This is a genomic window from Micromonospora sp. NPDC049282, from assembly GCF_043197045.1.
Classification (GTDB): domain Bacteria; phylum Actinomycetota; class Actinomycetes; order Mycobacteriales; family Micromonosporaceae; genus Micromonospora.
Genome location: NZ_JBICSL010000007.1, coordinates 94249 through 117704 on the forward strand (window position 1 = coordinate 94249; position 23456 = coordinate 117704).

The window sequence follows — 23456 nt, forward strand, 5'->3', positions numbered from 1 at the left end:
TGCTGACCATGGGTAACGGTGGGAGATCCCGATGAGCGACCGCGCCGAGAAGACGGTCGAAGCGCTTCGCGCTTCGTTGAAGGAGATCGAACGTCTGCGTCAGCAGAACCGGGACCTGGTGAGCGCGGCACGTGAGCCGATCGCGATCGTCGGCATGGGCTGCCGGCTGCCGGGCGGCGTGACCGACCCGGCCGGGCTCTGGCAGCTCGTCGTCGAGGGGCGGGACGCGATCGGGGGCTTCCCGGTCAACCGCGGCTGGGACGAGATCCCGGACGCCCCGGACACGCCGGCGTACGCCAGGCAGGGTGGCTTCGTCCACGACGCCGACGCGTTCGACGCGGGCCTGTTCGGCATCAGCCCCCGCGAGGCCGTCGCGATGGACCCGCAGCAGCGGCTGATCCTCGAATCGGCGTGGGAGACGGTGGAACGCGCCGGCATCGACCCGCTGGCGCTGCGCGGCAGCCGCACCGGCGTCTTCGTGGGCGCCTCCGCCTCCTGGTACGGGGCCGGCGCCGCGGCCAAGGAGACCGAGGGACACCTGCTCACCGGCACCGCCAACAGCGTCATCTCCGGCCGGATCGCCTACACGCTCGGACTGGAGGGCCCGGCCGTCACCATCGACACGGCCTGCTCGTCGTCGCTCGTCGCGCTGCACCTGGCCGCCCAGGCCCTGCGGCAGGGCGAGTGCACGCTGGCCGTGGTCGGCGGGGTCACCGTCATCCCGGGCCCGGCCGTGTTCGCCGAGTTCGCCCGCCAGGGTGGCCTGGCCGGCGACGGCCGGTGCAAGTCGTTCGCCGCCGGCGCCGACGGGACCGGCTGGTCCGAAGGCGCCGCCGTGCTGGTGGTGGAGCGGCTCAGCGACGCCCGCCGGCTCGGGCACGAGGTGCTCGCGGTGGTGCGCGGCAGCGCGGTCAACCAGGACGGCGCGTCGAACGGGCTCACCGCCCCCAACGGGCCCGCGCAGGAACGGGTGATCCGGCAGGCGCTGGCCGCCGCCCGCCTGGTCCCCGACGACATCGACGTGGTCGAGGGCCACGGCACCGGCACCACGCTGGGCGACCCGATCGAGGCGCACGCCCTGCACCTGACCTACGGCCGGGGGCGGGCCACCGGCCGCTCGCTGTGGCTGGGCTCGCTGAAGTCGAACATCGGGCACACCCAGGCCGCCTCGGGCATCGCCGGCGTCATCAAGATGGTCATGGCGATCCGGCACGGCGAGCTGCCCCGCACCCTGCACGCGGGCGTCCCGGACCCGAACATCGGCTGGGCCCCCGGCGGCGTCGAGCTGCTCACCGAGGCCCGGCCGTGGCCGGTCACCGGTCAGCCGCGCCGCGCCGCGGTCTCCTCGTTCGGGATCAGCGGCACCAACGCGCACGCCGTCATCGAGGAGGCGCCGCCGGTCGAGCGGCCGGTCGCCGAGGCCGTCACCACGCCCCGGATCGTGCCGATCCCGCTGGCGGCCGGCTCCGACGCGGCGCTGCGCGCCCAGGCCGGCCGGCTGCGCGGCCTGCTCACCGCCGAGCCGTCCGTCGATCTGGTCTCGCTGGGCCTCGCCACCGCCACCACCCGGGCCGCGTTGGAGCACCGGGCGGTCGTGCTGGCCGGGGACCGTGCCGCCGCGCTGGACGCGCTCGACGCCCTGGCCGACGGGCGCCCGGACGCGAACCTGGTCCGCGAGGCCGTGCACACCGGCCGCACCGCGATCCTGTTCACCGGGCAGGGCGCCCAACGGCCCGGGATGGGCCGCGCGCTGGCCGAGGCGTTCCCGGTGTTCGCGGACGCGTTCGACGGGATCGTCGAACGCTTCGACGGGCTGCGGGCCGCGCTGGACTCCGACGAGATCCACCAGACCGTCCACTCCCAGGCCGGCCTGTTCGCCTTCGAGGTCGCGCTCCACCGGCTCCTGGCGAGTTGGGGGATCAGCCCCGACTTCCTGCTCGGTCACTCGATCGGTGAGATCGTCGCGGCCCACGTCGCCGGCGTGCTGGACCTGGACGACGCGGTCACCCTGGTCGCCGCGCGCGGTCGCCTCATGCAGGCGTTGCCGGCCGGCGGGGCGATGCTCGCGGTACGGGCGTCCGAGGAGTCCGTCCGGGAGGCCATCGCCGGCACCGGGGTGGACGTCGCCGCGGTCAACGGCCCGACGTCGGTGGTCCTCTCCGGCCCGGTCGAGGCGATCGACGAGCTGGCGCCCCGGTTCGCCAAGGCCACCCGGCTGACGGTGTCGCACGCCTTCCACTCGGCCCTGATGGAGCCGATGCTGGCCGCCTTCACCGCCGAGATCCAGGGGATCTCGTACGCCGCCCCGCGGATCCCGGTCGTGTCGAACCTGACCGGTGAACCGGTGGCGGAGTTCACCGCCGACCACTGGGTGCGGCACGTACGGGAGGCGGTGCGTTTCGCCGACGGCATCGGGTGGCTGCGCGCCCAGGGCACCACCCGGTTCCTGGAGGCCGGCCCGGACGCGGTGCTCACCGCGATGACCCGGCTCTGCCTCGACGGCGCCCCGACGGTGGTCACCCCGGCCGCCCGGCGCGACCACGACGAGGTGCACACCCTGCTGGGCGCCGCCGGCCGCCTGCACGCGCACGGCGCGGCCCTGGACTGGCGGGCCATGTTCGCCGACTGGGGCGGCACCCCGATCGAGCTGCCCACCTATCCGTTCCAGCGGGAGCACTACTGGCTCGGCGCCGCCCCGGCCGGCGTGGCGGACCTCCGCCATCGCGTCACCTGGGCACCGGTCGACCTCGGCCCCGGCACGCTCGACGGCACCTGGCTGCTGGCGGGCGAGGACGAGGAGATCGCCGCCGCGCTGCGGCTCGGCGGGGCCACGGTGTCCCCCTTCGCCGTCGGCGACGAGCCGGACCGTACCGAACTCGCCGCCCGCCTGCGCGCGCTCGGCGACATCGCGGGCATCGTCGTCGCGGGCGCGCCGGACACCTCGGTGATCGCGCTGCTCGCCGCGGCGCGCGACGCCGAGGTCACCGGCCGGCTCTGGTGCGTGACCCGCGGCGCCGTCGCGGCCGGCCCGGACGACGCCGTCGCCGACCCCGACGCGGCGCGGCTCTGGGGTCTCGGCCGGGTCGCCGCCCTGGAGGCCCCGGACCGGTGGGGCGGCCTCGTCGACCTGGACGGTGACGCCACCGACCGGCTCGCCGGCGTGCTGGCCCAGAACGGCGAGGACCAGGTCGCGCTGCGGGCCTGCGGGCCGCTCGGCCGGCGCCTGGTCCCGGCCGGCGAGCCCGGCCCGGGCGCCGCCTGGCAGCCACGCGGCACCGTGCTGGTCACCGGCGGCACCGGCGGCCTCGGCGGGCACGTCGCCCGCTGGCTGGCCGAGCGCGGCACCCCGCACATCATGCTGCTGTCCCGGCGCGGCGCGGACGCTCCTGGCGTCGCCGAGCGGGTGGCCGCGCTGACCGCGTACGGCAGCCGGGTCTCGGTCGTGGCGTGCGACGTCGCCGACGGCGACGCCCTCGCCGCCGCCCTCGCCGAGGTGCCCGCGGACCTCCCGGTCACCGGCGTGATCCACACCGCCGGCGCGATCGACGCCACCGCCCTGGACCAGGTCACCCCGGCCGGGTACGCCGCGGTGCTGCGGGCCAAGGTGGACGGCGCGGCGCACCTCGACCGGCTGCTCGCCGACGCCGACCTCGACGTCTTCGTCCTGTTCTCCAGCATCTCCGGGATCTGGGGCAGTGGCGGCCAGGCCGCCTACAGCGCCGCCAACGCCTACCTGGACGCCCTCGCCGCCCGCCGCCGCCACCAGGGCCGGGCCGCGACCGCGGTGGCCTGGGGACCGTGGGCCGGCGACGGCATGATCACCGCCGACGACGCGGAGAGCTACCTGCGCCGACGTGGCCTCCGGCCGCTGGCGCCGCGCCGGGCGATCGCGGCGCTGGCCCACGCGGTCGACCACGACGACTGTCAGATCGTGGTCGCCGACGTCGACTGGGACCGGTTCCAGCCGGCGTTCGTCGCCGGCCGCCCGTCGGCGCTGTTCCCGCACCGCCCGGCCGCCCCGGACACCGCACCCCGGGCGTCCGCCGACGACGCGCTGCGACGCCGGCTGCGGGCCGCCGACGAGGCCGAGCGCCTCCGGCTGGTCCTGGTGCTCGTCCGTACCGAGGTCGCCACCGTGCTCGGGTACGCGGACCCGGCGGCGGTCGAGCCGAACCGCCCGTTCAAGGCGCTCGGCTTCGACTCGCTGACCGCGGTCGAGCTGCGCGACAGGTTGAACACGGCGACCGGGCTGACACTGCCGGCCAGCCTCGTCTACGACTACCCGAGCCCGGCCACGCTGGCCGCCCACCTCACCGCGGAGATCCTCGGCGCGGCCGGTGGCCCCGCCGTCACTGTCGTCGAGCAGACGGCCGGCTCCGACGACCCGATCGCCATCGTGGGCATCAGCTGCCGGTACGCCGGTGACATCCGGACCCCGGAGGACCTGTGGCGCCTGGTGGCCGCCGGCGGCGACGGGATGTCCGAGTTCCCGGCCGACCGCGGTTGGGACCTCGCCGGGCTCTACCACCCGGACCCCGACCACAGTGGCACCTCGTACACCCGGCACGGCGGCTTCATCGGCGACATCGCCGACTTCGACGCCGGCATGTTCGGCATCTCGCCGCGCGAGGCGCTGGCCATGGACCCGCAGCAGCGGTTGCTGCTGGAGACCAGCTGGGAGGCGTTCGAGCGGGCCCGGATCGACCCGACCTCGCTGCACGGCAGCCGGACGGGCGTGTTCATCGGCTCGAACAGCCAGGACTACCTGGCGCTGCTCGTCGCCGGGGACGGCGACGCCGAGGGCTACCTCGCCACCGGCAGCGCGGCGAGCGTCGTCTCCGGCCGGGTCGCGTACGCGTTCGGCCTCGAAGGTCCCGCGGTCACCGTCGACACCGCCTGCTCGTCGTCGCTCGTCGCGATCCACCTGGCCGCGCAGGCGCTGCGGAGCGGGGAGTGCACGCTGGCGCTCACCGGCGGCGTCGCGCTGATGTCGACGCCGACGATCTTCACCGAGTTCTCCCGCCAGCGCGGGCTGGCGGCGGACGGCCGGTGCAAGGCGTTCGCGGACGCGGCGGACGGCACCGGCTGGGGCGAGGGCGTCGGCCTGCTCCTGCTCGAACGGCTGTCCGACGCCGAGCGCGCCGGCCACGAGGTGCTGGCCGTGCTGCGCAGCAGCGCGATCAACTCCGACGGCGCCTCGAACGGCCTGACCGCCCCGAACGGCCCGTCGCAGCAGCGGGTGATCCGGCAGGCCCTGGCCAACGCGCGGCTCCAGCCGGCCGACGTGGACGTGGTCGAGGCGCACGGCACCGGCACGAGGCTGGGTGACCCGATCGAGGCGCAGGCGCTGCTGGCCACCTACGGCCAGGACCGCGACGAGCCGCTCTGGCTGGGCTCGATCAAGTCGAACATCGGGCACACCCAGGCCGCGTCGGGCGTCGCCGGCATCATCAAGATGGTGATGGCCCTGCGCCATCACACCCTGCCGGCCACGCTGCACGTCGACGCCCCGTCGTCGAAGGTGGACTGGTCCACCGGCGCGGTGCGCCTGGTGACCGAGCCCCGGCAGTGGCCCGCCGAGGCCGGCCGGGTCCGGCGGGCCGGCGTGTCCTCGTTCGGGATGAGCGGCACCAACGCCCACGTCATCGTCGAGGAGGCCCCCGCGCCCGCCCCCGCCCCCGCCCCCGCGGCGGCGGCGACGACGGCGGCGGGCCCGGCGACCGTGCCGTGGATCCTGTCCGCCCGCTCCACGGCGGCGCTCGCCGGGCAGGCCGGCAAGCTGGCCGAGTTCGCGGCCGGTCGACCGGACCTGGACGTGGCGGCCGTCGCCCGGGCGCTCGCCACCACGCGGGCGAGCCTGGCCCACCGGGCCGTCGTCGTCGGCGGCACGGCGGACGAACTGGTCGCCGAACTGGCGACCGTGCCGGCGGGTCCCCCGGCGGCGGACGGCGACGGCGCCGTGGTGCTGGTGTTCCCGGGGCAGGGCAGCCAGTGGCTCGGCATGGCCGCGGCGCTGCTGGACGAGTCGCCGGTGTTCGCCGCGCGGATCGCCGAGTGCGCGGCGGCGCTGCACCCGTACGTGGACTGGAACCTCCTCGACGTCCTGCGGTCCGACGACGACGGCTGGATGTCGCGGGTCGACGTCGTGCAGCCGGTGCTCTGGGCGGTGATGGTGTCGCTGGCCGCGGTGTGGCAGTCCCTGGGGGTCGCGACCGCCGGCGTGGTCGGTCACTCGCAGGGCGAGATCGCGGCGGCCGTGGTGGCCGGGATCCTCACCCTGCCGGACGGCGCGCGGGTGGTGGCGGTGCGCTCGCAGGCCCTGCGGGCGATCGCCGGCACCGGCGGGATGCTCGCGGTCGCGGCCGACCCGGACACCGCGGCCACGTTGACCGAGGACGTGGCCGGGGTCTCCGTGGCGGCGACGAACGGCCCCGCGTCGGTGGTGCTGTCGGGCGACTCGGCCGGCATCGAGGAGGTCGCCGCGCGGTGTGCGGACCGGGGCGTGTGGTGCCGGCGGGTGCCGGTCGACTACGCCTCGCACAGCGCGCACGTGGACAGCCTGCGGGCGGAGTTGCTGGCCGCGTTCGACGGGTTGGCCCCGCGGGCGGGCACGGTGCCGTTCCACTCCACGGTCACCGGCGGCCCGGTCGAGGGCGCCGAGCTGGACGCGGCGTACTGGTTCGAGAACCTGCGCCGCCCGGTGCGCTTCGACGAGGTCGTGACCGGGCTGATCGAGGCCGGGCACCGGCTGTTCGTCGAGGCCAGCCCGCACCCGGTGCTCACCGCGGGCATCGACGAGCGCGGCGGCGCGGCGACCGGCTCACTACGCCGGGACGCCGGCGGCATGGCCCAGCTGATCCGTTCGGCCGGTGACCTCTGGCAGCGGGGCGGTCGCGTCGACTGGCCGGCGCTGACCGGCGACGGTCCCGCCGGCGAGCTGCCGACGTACGCGTTCGACCGGCAGCGGTTCTGGCCCGCGGTGACCGTGCGGAGCGGCGACGCGGCCGCGATCGGCCTCACCGAGGTCCGCCACCCGCTGCTCGGCGCCGGCGTCGTGCTGGCCGACGGGGACGGTCTCGTGCTCTCCGGGCGCTGGACGCTCGCGACGCTGCCGTGGTTCGCCGACCACGCGGTCGCCGGCCGGATCGTCGTGCCCGGCACCGCGTTCGTCGAGCTGGCCTGGCAGGCGTGTCTCGCCGTCGGCGCGGCGGCCGTGCGGGATCTCTCGCTGCACGCGCCGCTGGCGCTGACCGCGGACGGCGGGGTGTCGGTGCAGGTCCGGGTCGGCGCGCCCGAGGCGGACGGCGACCGGACGGTCCGGGTGTTCTCCCGCGCCGGCGGCGACAACCCGCTGGACGACGGGGACGACTGGGTCTGCCACGCGTCCGGCGTGCTCGGTGCGGCGGGCCACGCTGCCACCGAGGAGCCGGAGACCTGGCCGCCGTCGGGGGCGGTCGCCGTCGACGTGGACGGGTTCTACCGGGCCGGCGTCGAGGCGGGGTACGGCTACGGTCCCGCCTTCCGTGGGCTGCGGCGGGCCTGGCGGGCCGGCGACGATGTGTACGCCGAGGTCGAGCTGCCCGAGTCGGTGACGCCCGGGGCGTACGGCGTGCACCCGGCCCTGCTCGACGCGGCGCTGCACGGGATCGGGCTCGGCGCGCCGACCGGCGCCGGGTCCGGCCCGATGCTGCCGTTCTCGTGGTCCGGGGTCCGACTGTTCGCCCGGGGCGCGTCGATGCTGCGGGTGCGGTTGACGCCCGCCGACGGCGGCGGCGTGGCGGTGCGGCTGGCCGACGCGACCGGCGCGCCGGTGGCCTCGATCGACCGCCTCGTCCTGCGCGCCTGGGACGGGACACCGGCCGCCGACGCCGGCACCCGTGCGGCGTTGCTGCGGGTCGACTGGTCGCCGCTGCGGGACGCGGTGGCCGTGGACGTGCCGGCCGAGGTGTGGCGGGTGGACGCGCCGGACCCCGCGGTGGCGTTGACGCGGGCGCAGGGCTGGCTGGCGTCGAGCGTCGACGGCGTGCTCGTCGTCGTGCTGCCCGGTGCGGTGCCGGCCGGTGGGACGGTCGTCGACCCGTACGCGGCGGGGGTGTGGGGTCTGCTCCGGTCGGCGCAGTCGGAGAATCCGGGCCGGATCGTGCTCGTCGACGGTGACGGCGAGGACGGGTTCCTGCGCGGGCTGGCCGGCCTGGGTGAGCCGCAGGTGGCGGTGCGCGGGTCGGAGCTGTGGGTGCCGCGCCTGGTGCGGGCGTTGCCGTCGTCGTCGCTTGTGGTGCCGGACGCGCCGGCATGGCGGCTGGACGTGGTCGGCGGGTCCTCGTTGGACTGTCTGGCGTTGGTGCCGGACGGGGACGCGCTGGCGCCGTTGGCGGCGGGTCAGGTGCGGGTGTCGATGCGCGCCGCCGGCGTCAACTTCCGCGACGTGTTGATGGCCCTGGGCCTCTACCCGGAGCCGGCCCGGATGGGCTCCGAAGGCGCCGGCGTCGTGCTGGAGGTCGCCCCGGACGTCACCGGCATCGCCGCCGGGGACCGCGTCTTCGGCTCGTTCGTGGGCGCCTTCGGTCCGGTGGCGGTGACCGATCACCGGTTGCTGTCGCCGATGCCGGCCGGCTGGTCGTTCGCGCAGGCGGCGTCGGTGTCGACGGCGTTCGTGACGGCGTTCTTCGGGTTGCGGGACGTGGCCGGCCTGCGGGCGGGGGAGCGGCTGTTGGTGCACGCCGGCGCCGGTGGCGTCGGTATGGCGGCGGTGCGGTTGGCGCGGGCGTGGGGGGTGGAGGTGTTCGCGACCGCGTCGCCGGCCAAGTGGGAGGTGTTGCGGGGTCTGGGTCTGGACGACGCGCACATCGCGTCGTCGCGGGACACCGGTTTCGAGGCGAAGTTCGGCGCGGTGGATGTGGTGTTGAACTCGCTCGCGGGTGAGTTCATCGACGCGTCGTTGCGGATGCTCGGCGCCGGTGGCCGCTTCGTGGAGATGGGCAAGGCCGACATCCGCGACGCCGACGAGCCGGCCGCGCGCGGCGTCGCGTACTCCGTCTTCGACCTGACCCGGATCGGCGTCGACCGGATCGCCGCGATCCAGGCCGAGGTGGTGGAACTGGTCGAACGCGACGCGGTCGCCCTGCTGCCGTTGCGGGCGTGGGACGTGCGGGACGCGGCGGAGGCGTTCCGGTTCATGTCGCAGGGCCGGCACGTCGGCAAGATCGTGTTGACGATCCCGTCGGCGCCGTCGGGCACGGTCCTGTTGACCGGTGGCACGGGCGTGCTGGGTGGCCTGTTCGCGGAGCACCTGGTGGCCGCGCACGGCGTACGGGATCTGGTGCTGCTGTCGCGTCGTGGTCCGGCCGCGCCCGGGGCCGAGGATCTCGTCGCACGGTTGCGGGAGACCGGGGCCGAGGTACGGGTGGTCGCGGTGGACGTGGCCGATCGGGCGGCGTTGGCGGAGGTGCTCGACGGGATCGAGGACTTGTCGGGTGTGGTGCATCTGGCGGGTGTGCTCGATGACGGCGCGTTCGAGGGCCTGTCGGCGGAGCGGGTGGCGTCGGTGTGGGCGGGGAAGGCGGTGGCGGCGGCTCATCTGGACGAGTTGACGCGGGACCGGGATCTGGCGTGGTTCGTGGTGTTCTCGTCAGCCTCGGCGACGTTCGGCACGGCGGGTCAGGCGGCGTACGCGTCGGCGAATGCGTTCCTTGATGGTCTTGTTGCGCGGCGGCGGGCTGAGGGTTTGCCGGGGTTGTCGTTGGGGTGGGGGTTGTGGGCGGCGTTGTCGGAGATGACGTCGCATTTGAGTGGGCGTGCGGTGGCGCGTATCGGTGGGGTGTTGTCGTCGGGGTTGGGTGTGGCGTTGTTCGACGAGGCGTTGCGCCTACCGTCGCCGCATGTGGTGCCGATCAGTCTGGACCTGTCCGGCTACCGCGCCGGGGACGTCGAGGTGCCGGCCCTGCTCCGGAAACTCGTTCGGCCCGCCCTGCGTCAGGCGAACACGGCCCGCGCCGAGGCGGGCTCGCTGCCCGCGAAGCTCGCCGGGATGACGCCGGCCGCACAGCACGGCCTCCTGCTCGACCTGGTGACCACCAACGCGGCCGCGGTGCTCGGCTACGGCACCGCCGACACCATGGGAGCCGACCAGGCGTTCAAGGCGCTCGGCTTCGACTCGCTGACCTCGGTCGAGCTGCGCAACCGGCTGCGCGCGACGACCGGTGTGCTGCTGCCCGCGACGCTGGTCTTCGACTACCCCTCGCCGGCCGCGCTGGCCGGGTTCCTGCGCGAGCGGCTGACCGGTGCCGGCGGCCCGGTCGCGCGTCTCCGCACGCCCGCGGTGGGGGTCGGGAACGACCCGATCGTGGTGGTGGGCATGGGGTGCCGGCTGCCGGGTGGCGTGTCGTCGCCGGAGCAGCTCTGGGACGTGGTGGCCGGCGGCCGCGACGCGATTACCGGGTTCCCGCAGGATCGGGGTTGGGACCTGGCGAACCTGTACGACCCGGACCCGGACCGCCCCGGCACCACCTACGTGCGCGAAGGCGGATTCGTCGACGCCGCCGCCGACTTCGACGCCCGCCTGTTCGGTATCTCCCCGCGTGAGGCCCTGGCGATGGACCCCCAGCAGCGGCTGCTGCTGGAGGTGTCGTGGGAGGCGCTGGAGCGCGCCGGAATCTCCCCGGACTCGCTACGCGGCTCACCCACAGGCGTGTTCGTCGGCGCGGCGTCCTCCAACTACGGCGTCGGCGTCGAGCTGCCCGACGAGGTGGAAGGACACCTGCTGACCGGCGCGGCGACAAGCATCATGTCCGGCCGGGTCGCCTACCAGTTCGGCCTCGAAGGCCCGGCCGTGACCATCGACACCGCCTGCTCCTCCTCGCTGGTCGCGCTGCACCTGGCCGTACAGGCGCTGCGCGCCGGCGAGTGCGATCTCGCCCTGGCCGGCGGCGTCACCGTGCTCACCAATCCGGGCATCTTCACGCTGTTCGCCCGGCAGCGCGGGCTGGCCGCCGATGGCCGGTGCAAGCCGTTCGCGGCCGCCGCCGACGGCACGAGCATGGCCGAGGGCGCCGGGGTGCTGGTGGTCGAGCGGCTGTCCGACGCGCAGCGCCTCGGCCACCGGATCCTCGCGGTGGTGCGCGGCAGCGCGGTCAACTCCGACGGCGCCTCCAACGGCCTCACCGCCCCCAACGGCCCCGCCCAACAGCGGGTCATCACTCAGGCGCTGGCGAACGCGGACCTCGCCCCGACCGACGTCGACGTGGTCGAGGCGCACGGCACCGGCACCGCGCTCGGCGACCCGATCGAGGCGCAGGCGCTGCTGGCCACCTACGGCCAGGACCGGGACCGGCCGTTGTGGCTCGGCTCGGTGAAGTCCAACATCGGCCACACCCAGGCCGCCGCCGGCGTCGCCGGGATCATCAAGATGGTGATGGCGCTGCGGCACCACACGTTGCCGGCCTCCCTGCACGTCGACCAGCCGACCCCTCAGGTCGACTGGTCCACCGGCTCCGTGCGACTGCTGACCGAGGCGCGACCGTGGGACGGCGCCGACGACCGGCCCCGGCGGTTCGCCGTGTCGTCGTTCGGCATCAGCGGCACCAACGCGCACGCGATCCTCGAAGCGCCGCCGGTGGAAGCCGTACCGTCCGCGCCGGAGCCGGTGGACCGTCCCGTGGTCTGGACGGTGCACGGCCGTACCGAGGCGGCGCTGCGGGCGCAGGCCGCCAACCTGCGGGAGCTGCTCGCCGACGGCCCGGCGCCGGCCGACGTCGCGGTCTCGCTGGCCACGACGCGGGCCCGGCTCGCCCATCGTGCCGCGGTCGTCGCGTCCGACGTACCGGGCTTCCTGACCGGCCTCGCCGACATCGAGTCCGGCCGGGCCGGTGGCGCCGCCACGGCCGGGAAGACCGCGTTCCTGTTCACCGGTCAGGGCGCGCAGCGGGTCGGGATGGGTGCCGGGCTGGCCGAGCGGTTCCCGGTCTTCGCGGCGGCGTTCGACGGGATCGTGGCCCGGTTCGACGGGTTGCGGGAGGCCCTCGACTCCGACGCGATCCATCAGACGGTGCACACCCAGGCAGGGCTGTTCGCGGTCGAGGTCGCCCTGTTCCGGCTGCTGGAGTCGTGGGGGACGACCCCCGACTTCCTGCTGGGCCACTCGATCGGCGAGATCGCCGCGGCCCACGTCGCGGGTGTGCTGTCGCTGCCTGACGCGGTGACGTTGGTGGCGGCCCGGGGTCGGTTGATGCAGGCGCTGCCGGCCGGCGGGGCGATGCTCGCGGTGCAGGCGTCCGAGGAGTCGGTGCGGGAGACCATCACCGGCACGGGCGTCGACATCGCCGCGGTCAACGGGCCGACGTCGGTGGTCGTCTCCGGCCCGGTCGAGGCGATCGACGAGCTGGCGCCGCGCTTCGCCAAGACCACCCGGCTCACCGTGTCGCACGCGTTCCACTCGTCGTTGATGGAGCCGATGCTGGCCGAGTTCGCGGCGGCGATCGAGCCCGTCACGTTCGGGACGCCGCGCCTTCCGGTGGTGTCGAACCTGACCGGCCAGCCCATCGAGGAGTTCACCGCCGACTACTGGGTGCGACACGTGCGGGAGACGGTGCGGTTCGCCGACGGGGTGGAATGGCTCGCGGCGCACGGCGTGAGCCGGTGCGTGGAGATCGGGCCGGCCGCCGTCCTCACCACCATGGCCCGCGACGTCGCCCCGACGCTGACGAGCACCCCGGCCCTGCGTAAGGACGCCGAGGAGGACCGGACGGTGCTCCAGGCGCTGGCCGACCTGCACGTCGCCGGGCACGACGTGGACTGGGCGGCGGTGACCGCACACCCCGGCGGCACCGTGGTCGACCTGCCCACGTACGCCTTCCAGCACGAGCGGTTCTGGCTCGACCCCGGCCGGCGGCCCGCGTCCGCGCTCGACGCCGAGTCCGGCGACGCCGGCTTCTGGGACGCCGTCGAGCGCGAAGACCTCACCGGCCTCGCCGGCGTGCTCGACGCCACCGACGACCTGCTGCGCCCGGTGGTCCCGGTGCTGTCGTCCTGGCGGCGCCGCAGCCGGGCGGCGACCACCGCCGACGGCTGGCGGATGCGGGCCGGCTGGCAGCCCTTCGACGCGTTGCCGGCCGGCCACCTGACCGGCGTCTGGCTGCTCGTCGCCCCGGAAGACGTCGATCCGTCCGGCGTGCGGGACGCGCTGGAGACGGCCGGCGCCACGGTCCGGCTGGCGACCGGCCCCGACCGGCTCGGCAACCACCCGGAGCTGACCGGCGTCCTCGCCCTCACCGGGCCGGCCGACGCGCCCGACCCCCGCCACCCGGCGGTTCCGGCCGGGATCGGCGTCACCCTCGACCTGATCCGTGCCCTGGCCGACGCGGACATCGCCGCCCCGCTGTGGTGCGTCACCCGTGGCGCGGTGTCGGTCGGCCGCTCCGACCCGCTGCGACGGCCCGCCCAGGCCCAGTTCTGGGGCCTCGGCCGGGTCGCCGCGCTGGAACTGCCGCAGCGCTGGGGCGGCCTGATCGACCTGCCCGACACCCTCGACGCCAAGGCCGGAGAGCGGCTCGCCGCGGCGCTCGCCCAGCGGACCGAGGACCAGATCGCCGTACGCGCCTCCGGGGTCTTCGGGCGTCGCATCACCGCGGCGCCGGTGAGCCGGCCGGCGACGCCGTGGCAGCCCCGCGGCACGACCGTCATCACCGGCGGCACCGGGGCGCTCGGCGCCGAGGTGGCCCGCCTGCTGGCCGCCCGGGGCGCGCCCCACCTGCTGCTCACCAGCCGCCGGGGAATCGACGCCCCCGGGGCGCGGGCCCTCCAGACCGAGCTGGTCACGCTGGGCAGCCGGGTCACCGTCGCGGCGGTCGACGTCGCCGACCGGGACGCGCTCGTCGCGGTCCTCGACGGCATCGCCCCCGACGTGCCGGTGCACGCCGTGGTGCACGCCGCGGGCGTCGCACCCTCGCTCGACCTGGCGCACACCGACACCGCCGGGTACGCCGACGTCGTCACCGGAAAGGTGCTCGGCGCGGTCCACCTCGACGCCCTGCTCACCGAGGCCGACCTGGACCGGTTCGTCGTCTTCTCCTCGATCGCCGGCATCTGGGGCAGCGGCGGCCAGGCCGCGTACGCCGCCGCCAACGCCCACCTCGACGCGCTGGCCGCCGCGCGCGCCGCCCGGGGCGCCCCGGCCACCGCCGTGGCCTGGGGTCCGTGGGCCGAGATCGGCCTCGCCTCGGACGACGTGGCCGCCGACCACCTGCGCCGCCGGGGCCTCAGGGCGATGCGACCGGCGCTGGCGATGACCGCGTTCGCGCGGGCCGTCGACCACGGCGACACCGAACTCGTCGTCGCCGACGTCGACTGGCCGCGGTTCACCGACGCGTTCACCGCCGGCCGCCCGAGCCGACTCTTCGACGGCCTGGTCGCCCCGCACGCCGCGACGCCGGCGGCGTCCGAACCGGGCGCACGGCGCGAGCTGCCCGCGCTCCTCGACCTGGTACGGATGCGGGCCGCCGCGGTGCTCGGCTTCGCCGACGCCACCGAGATCACCCCGGCGACGGCGTTCCACGACCTCGGTTTCGACTCGCTGACCGCGGTCGACCTGCGCAACGCCCTCCAGCGCGAGCTGTCCCTGCCCCTGCCGTCGTCGCTGGTGTTCGACCATCCCTCGCCGGAGGCCCTGGCCCGGCACCTGCACGACCTGCTCGGCGGCGTCCCGTCGGAGGTGATCGTGCCGGTGTCGGCGCCGGTGGCGGGCGACGACATCGTCATCGTCGGGATGGCCTGCCGCTATCCCGGTGGCGTCGAGTCACCGGAGGACCTGTGGCGGCTCGTCGCGGACGGCGTGGACGGCACCTCCGGGTTCCCGATCGACCGGGGATGGCAGGTGCCGGCCCGGACGCCGTACGCCCAGACCGGTGGTTTCGTGCACACCGCCGCGCAGTTCGACGCGGGCCTGTTCGGGATCTCGCCGCGTGAGGCGGTGGCGATGGATCCGCAGCAGCGGCTGCTGCTGGAGGTGTCGTGGGAGACGCTGGAACGGTGCGGGCTGGATCCGCGGTCGCTGCGGGGTCGCCCGGTCGGGGTGTTCGTCGGCGCGTCGCACTCGGGTTACACCGCTGACGGTGCGGATGGTCATGCGCTCACCGGTACGGCGAACAGTGTGATCTCGGGTCGGGTGTCGTACTCGTTCGGGTTCGAGGGGCCGGCGATGACTGTGGACACGGCGTGTTCGTCGTCGTTGGTGGCGTTGCATCTGGCGGCGCAGGCGTTGCGTAGTGGTGAGTGTGATCTGGCGTTGGCGGGTGGGGTCACGGTGATCACGGGTCCGGAGGTGTTCGCGGAGTTCGCCCGTCAGGACGGCCTGTCGTCGGACGGGCGGTGCAGGTCGTTCGCCGGTGGCGCCGACGGCACGGGTTGGGGCGAGGGCGTCGGGATGCTGCTGGTGGAGCGTCGTGGTGACGCGGAGCGGCTCGGGCACCGGGTCCTGGCCGTGATCGCCGGTTCCGCGATCAACCAGGACGGCGCGTCGAACGGTCTGACGGCGCCGAATGGTCCGGCGCAGCAGCGGGTGATCCGTCAGGCCCTGGCGAGTGCTGGTCTGACGAGTGCCGACGTGGACGTGGTGGAGGCACACGGTACGGGCACGAAGCTCGGTGATCCGATTGAGGCGCAGGCGTTGCTGGCGACCTATGGGCAGGATCGTGAGCGGCCGTTGTGGTTGGGTTCGATCAAGTCGAACATCGGTCACACCCAGGCGGCGGCGGGTGTGGCGGGGATCATCAAGATGGTCATGGCGATGCGCCATGGTGTGTTGCCGGCGACGTTGCACGTCGACGAGCCGTCCCCGCACGTGGACTGGTCCGCAGGCGCGGTGGAGCTGCTCACGGCGGCTCAGCCGTGGCGGGCGCGGGAGCGGGCGCGGCGGGCGGCGGTGTCCGCGTTCGGGATCAGTGGCACCAACGCGCACCTGATCCTGGCGGAGCCGGCCGTGGTCGAGGCGGCCGAGGCCGAGGGGCCGCCGGTGTCGGCGGTGTCGGCGCAGGGGCTGGCCGAGCAGCCCGTGGTCGAGGGTCCGCTGCCGTGGCTGGTGTCGGCGCGGTCGGCGGAGGCGCTGGCCGGGCAGGTGCGGCGGTTGCACGACGTCGTGGCCGCTGAGCCGGAGCTGGATGCGGCGGCGGTGGCGTGGTCGCTGGCGACGGGTCGGGCGGCGCTGGAGCACCGGGCGGTGGTGCTGGCCGGAGCCCGTGCCGACTTCCTGGCCGGTCTGCGGGCGCCCGCGGTGTCGGGTGTGGTGTCCGAAGGCGGTTTGGCGTTCCTGTTCACCGGGCAGGGCGCGCAGCGCGTCGGGATGGGTGTCGGGCTGGCGGCGCGGTTCCCGGTGTTCGCGGCGGCGTTCGACGCGATCTGTGCCCGCTTCGACATGGTGCTGGACGTGCCGTTGCGCGACGCGATCGACTCCGAGGCGATCCACCGGACGGTGTACACGCAGGCCGGTCTGTTCGCGGTCGAGGTGGCGTTGTTCCGGCTCGTCGAGTCGTGGGGGATCACCCCGGACTACCTGCTGGGCCATTCGATCGGGGAGATCGCCGCCGCGCACGTCGCCGACGTCATCGACCTGGACGACGCCGTCTCCCTGGTGGCGCTGCGGGGCGTGCTCATGCAGGGCCTGCCCGCCGGCGGGGCGATGCTCGCGGTGCAGGGGACCGAGGAGTCGGTACGGGAGATCATCGCCGGCGCCGGTGTCGACATCGCGGCGGTCAACGGCCCGACCTCGATCGTCATCTCCGGCCCGGCGCACGCGATCGACGAGCTGGCCTCGCGGTTCGCGAAGGCGACCCGGTTGACGGTGTCGCACGCGTTCCACTCGTCGTTGATGGAGCCGATGCTGGCCGAGTTCGCGTCCGTGGCCGCGGAGATCGACTACGCCCGGCCGCGGATTCCGGTGGTGTCGAACCTGACCGGTGAGCCGGTGGAGGAGTTCACTTCCGAGTATTGGGTGCGGCACGTGCGGGAGGCGGTGCGCTTCGGCGACGGCATGCAGTGGCTCGCCGGCCACGGGGTGACCCGGTGCCTGGAGGTCGGGCCGGCGGGTGTGTTGTCCGCGCTGGCCGCGCCGGATCTCACCTACGCGGCGGCGTTGCGCAGGGACCGTGACGAGGCGGCCACGGTGCTCGACGCGGTCGCGAAGCTGTGGACCGTCGGCGTGCCGGTCGACTGGACGGCGATCCTGCCGGCCGCGCCCCGCGTCGACCTGCCCACGTACGCCTTCCACCACAAGCACTACTGGGCCGAACCGGTCACCGCCTGCCGCCACCACGGCGACCGGCCGGCCGAGAACGACACCTGGCACCACCACGTCACCTGGCAGCCGATCGACCTCGCCCGGACGGCACTCGCCGGACGCTGGCTCGTGGTCACCGCCGACGGGACCGACCCGGCGGACGTCACCGCCGCGCTCACCCGCGCCGGCGCCGAACCGGCCCGGCTGCCCCTCACGTCCGGCGACGACCGCTACTCCATCGCCGACCGGCTGCTCGACGAGGCGTTCGACGGGGTCGTCGTGCTGCCCGGCCCCGGCGACGACAGCGTCCTCGTCACCACCGCCCTGCTGCAGGCGCTCGGCGACGTGGAATCGGACGCCCCGCTGTGGTGCCTGACCCGCGGCGCGGTGAGCGTCGCGGCGTCCGAGCCGCTGACCGACGTCGCCGCCGCCCAGGTCTGGGGGCTCGGCCAGGTGGCCGCGCTGGAACTGCCGCACCGCTGGGGCGGCCTCGTCGACCTGCCGCCGGCGCTCGACGAGCGGGCCGCCGACCGGCTCGTCGCGACACTGGCCCGGCGCGACGAGAGTCAGGTCGCGATCCGCCCCGCCGGGGCGTTCGCCCGCCGGCTCGACCGGGCGCCCGGCACCGGCGCCGACTTCGTACCGCCGGACGGCCCGGTGCTGATCACCGGCGGGACCGGCGCGCTCGGCGCGCACGTCGCCCGCTGGCTCGCCGAGGCCGGAGTCGGCCGGCTGGTGCTGAGCAGCCGACGCGGCCTCGACGCGCCCGGCGCCGCCGACCTGCTCGCGGAACTCACCGCCCTCGGCGCCGAGGCGACCGTGGCGGCCTGCGACGTCACCGACGAGGCGGCGCTGCGGGAACTGGTCGCCGCCCAGCCCTGGCGGGGCGTCGTGCACGCGGCCGGCATCCTCGACGACGGCGTCCTGGAATCCCTCACCCCGGAACGGATCACCGAGGTCGCCCGGGTGAAGGTGGGAACCGCCCGCCTCCTGGACGAGCTGACCGGCGACCTCTCGATGTTCGTGCTGTTCTCCTCGGTGGCCGGCACGATCGGCAGCCCGGGGCAGGCCAACTACGCGGCGGCGAACGCCGGTCTGGACGCGCTCGCCCGGGACCGGCAGGCCCGCGGTCTCCCCGCCACGTCGATCGCCTGGGGACCCTGGGCCGACGGCGGCATGGCCGGCGGAGACGCGGTCGGCCGGCGGCTGAGCCGGGGCGGCCTCGCGCCGATGGACCCGGCGCGCGCGATGGCGGCGTTCGCGTCGGCCGTCGCCGAGGGCACGCCGGCGGTCCTGGTCGCCGACGCCGACTGGCCGGTGATGGCCACCGGCCGCACCGACCGGCTGCTCGACGTGCTCGCACCCGTCTCCCGGCAGGATGCCGCCGGCACGGCGGTGGCCGCCGGCATCTCGCCGGCGGAGCTGCGGCGGGTGGTCTGCGAGAGCACGGCGCTGGTGCTCGGCCACGGTTCCGCCGCCGACATCGACCCGGACCGCGCGTTCCGCGACCTGGGCCTGGACTCGCTGACCGGGGTCGAGCTGCGCAACCTGCTCACCCGGGCGACCGCGATGCCGCTGCCCGCGACGCTGGTCTTCGACCACCCCACCCCGGCCGCGCTCGCCGACCACCTGCGTGAGCAGCTGACCGGCACGGCCGGCGCGCCGGCGGAACCGGCGGGCGGTCCGGAACGCGACGGCGACGACCCGATCGTCATCGTCGGCATGTCCTGCCGGTTCCCCGGCGGCGTCACCAACCCCGACGAGCTGTGGCAACTGCTGCTCGCGGGCGGCGACGGGCTGTCCGGCTTCCCGACCGACCGCGGCTGGGGCGCCGGCCTGCCGGTCGGCGTCGGCGGCTTCGTCGAGGACGCCACCGCGTTCGACGCGGAACTGTTCGGGGTGTCGCCCCGCGAGGCGCTGGCGATGGACCCGCAGCAGCGGGTGCTGCTGGAATCGGTGTGGGAGGCGTTCGAACGAGCAGGCATCGATCCGGGGTCGCTGCGCGGCAGCCGCACCGGGGTCTTCGCCGGCACCAACGGCCAGGACTACACCGGAGTCGTGCTCGGCTCCGGCGACCCGCTCGTCGACGGCTTCGTGAGCACCGGCAACGCCGCCGCGGTCCTGTCCGGCCGGATCGCCTACACGTTCGGGCTCGAGGGCCCGGCGATGACCGTCGACACCGCCTGCTCCTCCTCGCTCGTCGCGCTGCACCTGGCGATGCAGGCCCTGCGGGCCGGGGAGTGCTCGCTGGCGGTCGTCGGCGGCGTGACGGTGATGTCCACCCCGGGCGCGTTCGTGGAGTTCGCCCGGCAGGACGGGCTCGCCGCCGAGGGCCGGTGCAAGGCCTTCGCCGCGGCCGCCGACGGCACCGGCTGGGCGGAGGGCGCCGGCGTCCTCGTCGTCGAGCGGCTCTCCGACGCCCGGCGGCAGGGCCACCAGATCCTCGCCGTCGTGCGTGGCTCCGCGATCAACCAGGACGGCGCCAGCAACGGTCTGACCGCCCCGAACGGGCCGTCGCAGCAGCGGGTCATCCGGCAGGCGCTCGTCTCGGCCGGCCTCACTCCGTCCGACGTGGACGCGGTGGAGGCGCACGGCACCGGCACGAAGCTCGGCGACCCGATCGAGGCCCAGGCGCTGATCGCCGCGTACGGCCAGGACCGGGACCACCCGCTCTGGCTCGGCTCGATCAAGTCCAACATCGGGCACACCCAGGCCGCCGCGGGCGTGGCCGGCGTCATCAAGATGGTGCTGGCGCTGCGCCACGGCGTGCTGCCCCCGACGCTGCACGTGGACGCGCCGACCCCGCACGTGGACTGGTCGGCCGGCTCGGTCGAGCTGCTCACCGAGGCGCGGGACTGGCCGGCCGGGGACCGTCCGCGCCGCGCGGGCGTCTCGTCGTTCGGCCTCAGCGGCACCAACGCGCACACCATCCTGGAGGCGTACGAGGAGGAGCCGGCCGACGTCGAGATCCCGGCCGGCCCGGTGGCCTGGCTGCTGTCCGCGAAGACCCCGGCCGGCGTACGCGATCAGGCCGCCCGCCTCGGCGCCCAGCCGGACCAGGACGTCTTCCGCGTCGGACACGACCTCGCGCTGGGCCGTCGCGCGCTGGAGCACCGGGCCGTGGTGATCGGTACGCACCCGGACGACTTCCGGGCCGGCCTCGGCGCGCTCGAACGGGACGAGCCGGCCGGCAACCTGGTCCGGGGCGCGGCGACCCGCGGCGGGCTCGCCTTCCTGTTCTCCGGGCAGGGCTCACAGCGTCCGCACATGGGACGCGGACTGTACGAGCGGCACCCGGTCTACGCCGCCGCGTTCGACGCCGTCTGCGCCCGGTTCGACGGCCTGCTCGACACCCCGCTGCGCGAGGTCGTCCTCGGCGGATCCGAGCTGATCCACCGCACCGACCACACCCAGGCCGGGCTCTTCGCGGTCGAGGTGGCGCTCTTCCGCCTGCTGGAGTCGTGGGGCGTCACCCCGGACCACCTGCTGGGCCACTCGATCGGCGAGATCGTGGCCGCGCACGTGGCCGGCGCGCTGTCCCTCGACGACGCGGTGACAGTGGTCGCCGCGCGCGGCCGGCTGATGCAGGCGCTGCCGGCGGGCGGGGCGATGCTGGCGGTGCAGGCCACCGAGGCCGAGGTACGCGACGTGCTGACCCGGTACGCCGACCGGGTGGGCATCGCCGCGATCAACGGCCCCACGGCCGTCGTCGTCTCCGGCTCGGCCGAGGCGATCGACGAGTTGGCGCCGCGGTTCGCGAAGACCACCCGGCTCAACGTCTCGCACGCGTTCCACTCCCCGCTGATGGAGCCGATGCTGGCCGAGTTCGCGTCGGCGATCGCGGACGTCGCGTACCAGGCGCCGCGCATCCCGGTGCTGTCCAACCTGACAAACGAACCGGTCGAGAGCTTCTCGACCGGGTACTGGGTGCGCCACGTCCGGGAGGCGGTCCGGTTCGCCGACGGCGTGGGCCACCTGGCCGGCGCCGGCGTCACCCGGTTCGCCGAGGTGGGCCCGTCCGGCGTGCTGGCCGGGATGGTGCAGTCGTGCCTGGCCGACCGGGACGGCGCCTTCACGCTCGCCCCGATGCTGCGCGGGGACCGGGACGAGGCGACCGCGGTGCTCCAGGCGACCGCCGCGCTGCACGTGGCCGGCGTCGACGTGGACTGGGCCGCGGTCTTCGGTGGTCACCGCGGCCGGCTGGCCGACCTGCCCACGTACCCGTTCCAGCGGCAGCGGTTCTGGCCCGAGGTCAGCCCCGCGGCCCGCCCGGCCGCGGCGTCCCCCACCGACGCCTGGCGTTACGCCCCGGCCTGGCAGCGGATCGACCCGCCGGCCACGCCACGGCTCGCCGGGAACTGGCTGGTCGTCACCGCGGGCGGCGACGCCGAGGACGTCGTCGCGGCGCTGGGAGCGGCCGGCGCGGACCCGGCCGAGCTGGTGCTCGACGCCGACGTCGACCGGCGCGAGTTGGCGGAACAGCTCGCCGACCGGCCGGAACCGGCCGGGATGCTGTGCGTGTTCGACGGCCCGGACGCCGCCACCCGGCTGACCACGCTGTTGCAGGCGCTCGACGACGCCGACGTGCTCACCCCGCTGTGGTGCCTGACCCGCGGCGCGGTGTCGGTCGCCGCGGTCGAGCCGCTCGGCGACCCGGCCCAGGCCCAGCTCTGGGGGCTCGGCCGGGTGGCGGCGCTGGAGTTCCCGCGCCGCTGGGGTGGCCTGGTCGACGTGCCCGCGGCGCTGACCGCCCGGGACGCCGACCGGCTGGCCGCGGCGCTGACCGTGGCCGGGGAGGACCAGATCGCCGTACGTCCCGCCGGGGTCCTCGTCCGCCGCCTGCGCCCCGCCGCGGCGCCGGTCGCGGCGACCCCCTACCAGCCGCGCGGCACGATCCTCGTCACCGGCGGAACCGGCGCGCTCGGCGCGCAAACCGCCCGCTGGCTGGCCGCCCGGGGCGCCGAGCACCTGCTGCTGGTGTCCCGCCGCGGACCGGACGCGCCGGGAGCCGCCGACCTGGTCGCCGAGTTGGCCGGGCTCGGCGCGCGGGCGACCGTCTCGGCGTGCGACGTGGCCGACCCGGCCGCACTGGCCGAGCTGCTCGCGACCGTGTCGGACCTGACCGGCGTCGTGCACGCCGCCGGGGTCAACGGGCTCACCGGGCTGGCCGACGTCACGCCGGCCGAGTTCGCCGAGGTGCTGCACGGCAAGGTGGCCGGCGCGGTCAACCTCGACGCGCAGACCCGTGACCTGGACCTGTTCCTGGTGTTCTCGTCGATCTCCGGGGTGTGGGGCAGCGGCGGGCAGGGCGCGTACGCGGCCGGCAACGCGTTCCTCGACGCGCTCGTCCGGTCCCGGCGCGACCGCGGGCAGAAGGGCACCGCGATCGCGTGGGGCCCCTGGGCCGGTTCCGGCATGGCGGCCGACCCGGAGGCCGAGGAGTACCTGCGCGGTCGCGGCCTGGCCGCGCTGGACCCGACGGCCGCCATGGCCGCGCTGGAACGGGCGGTCGACGGCGGCGACGTCGAGGTCACCGTCGCCGACGTCAGCTGGGAGCGGTTCGCCGAGACCTTCACGGCCGGGCGGCCGTCCGCGCTCTTCGCCGACCTGCTGGCCGGGGAGCGGCCGGTCGACGCGCCCCGGGCGAACGCCGGCCTCCGCGAGCGGTTGCTGCCGCTGCCGCGCGGCGAGCAGGCGGAAGAACTGCTGACGCTGGTACGCCGGGAGGTGGCCGCCGTCCTCGGGCACGCCACGATCGCCACCGTACCGGGCGGCCGCGCGTTCAAGGAACTCGGCTTCGACTCCCTGACCGCCGTCGAGCTGCGTAACCGGCTCAAGGCCGCCACCGGCGCCGAGCTGCCGGCCAGCCTGGTGTTCGACCACCCCAGCCCGGCCGCGGTGGCCACGCTGCTGCACGACCTCGTCGTCGGGGCGCCGGAGTCGGCCGTGGAGCCGTTCCTCGCCCAGCTCGACCACCTGGAGGCCGCCGGCGTCGAACTCGACGGCGTCGCCCGCGCCCGGATCGCCATGCGGCTCAACGCGTTCCTGTCGCGGTGGAACACCGGACGCCCGGTGGAAACGGTGGAGACGACCCCCGACGAGCTGATGTCGGCCAGCGACGACGAGCTGATCGACTTCATCAAGCAGCAGCTCGACCAGGCGTGACGGAGGTCGGGGGCCCTCGGGCTCCCGG

Annotated in this window: 1 protein-coding gene; it reads left to right on the forward strand. The window is 75.5% G+C overall.

Going from position 1 to position 23456, the window contains the following annotated elements; translation table 11 throughout:
- The first annotated feature begins 31 nt into the window (after positions 1–31).
- Complete coding sequence (locus ACGFI2_RS14330) at positions 32–23428, forward strand: type I polyketide synthase (RefSeq protein ID WP_393515975.1); 23397 nt, start codon at positions 32–34, stop codon at positions 23426–23428.
- Positions 23429–23456: the final 28 nt, after the last annotated feature.